The 1,927-nt window shown below is 68.0% G+C and carries 1 protein-coding gene; it reads right to left on the bottom strand.

Annotated elements, in window-relative coordinates; all coding sequences use genetic code 11:
- Positions 1-53 precede the first annotated feature (53 nt).
- The gene (dxs, locus tag FFS35_RS19805) at positions 54-1,922 is read right to left on the bottom strand and encodes a 1-deoxy-D-xylulose-5-phosphate synthase (RefSeq protein WP_249341753.1); all 1,869 of its coding nucleotides are present in this window, start codon (positions 1,920-1,922) and stop codon (positions 54-56) included.
- Between the last annotated feature and the right edge of the window lie 5 nt (positions 1,923-1,927).

Consider the following 1,927-nt stretch of genomic DNA (forward strand, 5'->3'; position numbering starts at 1 on the left):
GGCCAGTGCGATGGTCATCAGTGCGGTGGCGAGGATGACCTTTGACCAGCCGGTCACGCTGTGGCGCCGACGGTGTCGGCCTCGTTCCATCGGAGTGCGGTGAGGACGGTCTTGACGATATGGTCGGCGTCGAGGCCGGCCTGGGCATATTGCGCTTCGGGTTTGTCGTGATCCTGGAAGATGTCGGGCAGGCGCATGGTGCGCAGCCTGAGCCCGGCGTCGATCAGCCCGGCGTCGGAGGCGAACGTCAGCACATGTGCGCCCAGCCCGCCGATCGCGCCTTCCTCGATCGTCACCGCCACCTCGTGCGTGGTCAGCAGCCGCCGGATCAGTTCCTCGTCCAGCGGCTTGGCGAACCGCAGGTCCGCCACCGTCGTCGACAGGCCCTTCGCCTCCAGCGCATCGGCCGCCTTCAGCGCCTCCGCCAGCCGCGTGCCCAGCGACAGGATCGCCACCGTCTTGCCCTCGCGCACCACCCGGCCCTTGCCGATCGCCAGCCGCTCCGGCACCGCCGGCAACGCCGCGCCCGTGCCGTTGCCGCGCGGATAGCGCACCGCGATCGGCCCTGCATCATGCTCCACACAGGTGTGGACCATATGCACCAGTTCCGCCTCGTCCGCCGCCGCCATCACCACGAAGTTCGGCAGCGAGGCCAGATAGGTCACGTCGAAGCTGCCCGCGTGCGTCGCCCCGTCCGCGCCGACCAGCCCCGCCCGGTCGATCGCGAAGCGCACCGGCAGGTTCTGGATCGCCACGTCATGCACCACCTGGTCATAGGCGCGCTGCAGGAACGTCGAATAAATCGCGCAGAACGGCCGCATCCCCTGCGCCGCAAGCCCCGCCGCGAACGTCACGCCATGCTGCTCGGCGATCCCCACGTCGAACGCGCGCGCCGGGTGCCGCTTCGCGAACCGGTCCACCCCGGTGCCCGACGGCATCGCCGCCGTGATCACGCACACCCGCGGATCGCGATCCGCCGCGTCCGCCAGCGCATCGCCGAACACGTTCTGATAGGCCGGCGGGCCCGGCGGCGCCTTCGCCTGCGCGCCCGTTATCACGTCGAACTTCTGCACCCCGTGATATTTGTCCGCCGCCGCCTCCGCCGGGGCATAGCCCTTGCCCTTCTTCGTCACCACATGGACGAGGATCGGCCCCTCCTCGGCATCGCGGACATTCTCCAGCACCGGGATCAGATGATCCAGATTGTGCCCGTCGATCGGCCCGACATAGTAAAAGCCCAGCTCCTCGAACAACGTGCCGCCCATCGTCATCCCGCGCGCGAACTCGTCGGTCTTGCGCGCGGCATTGTGGAACGGGCGCGGCAGCCGCCGCGCGATCCGCTTCATCACCTCGCGCAGCGACAGGAACTCGCGGCTCGACACGATCCGCGACAGATACGCCGACAGCCCCCCCACCGGCGGCGCGATCGACATGTCGTTGTCGTTCAGGATCACCACCAGCCGGTTGCCCGCGCTCTCCGCGTTGTTCATCGCCTCATAGGCCATGCCCGCCGACATCGCCCCGTCGCCGATCACCGCGATCGCCTTGCCCGGCGCTCCCGACAGCCTGTTCGCGATCGCAAACCCCAGCGCCGCCGAAATCGACGTCGACGAATGCGCCGCGCCGAACGGATCATACTCGCTCTCGCTGCGCTTCGTGAAACCCGAAAGACCCCCGCCCTGCCTCAGCGTGCGGATCCGCGCGCGCCGACCCGTCAGGATCTTGTGCGGATAACATTGATGCCCGACATCCCAGATCAGGCGATCCCGCGGCGTATCGAACACGTAATGAAGCGCCGTCGTCAGCTCCACAACCCCAAGGCCAGACCCCAGATGACCACCCGTCTGGCCCACCGCCGAAATCACCTCCAGCCGCAGCTCATCCGCCACCTGACGAAGATCAGACGCCGAAAGCAAACGCAAATCCG

The sequence above is a fragment of the Sphingomonas sp. 3P27F8 genome (assembly GCF_005502745.1).
Taxonomy (GTDB): Bacteria; Pseudomonadota; Alphaproteobacteria; order Sphingomonadales; family Sphingomonadaceae; genus Sphingomonas.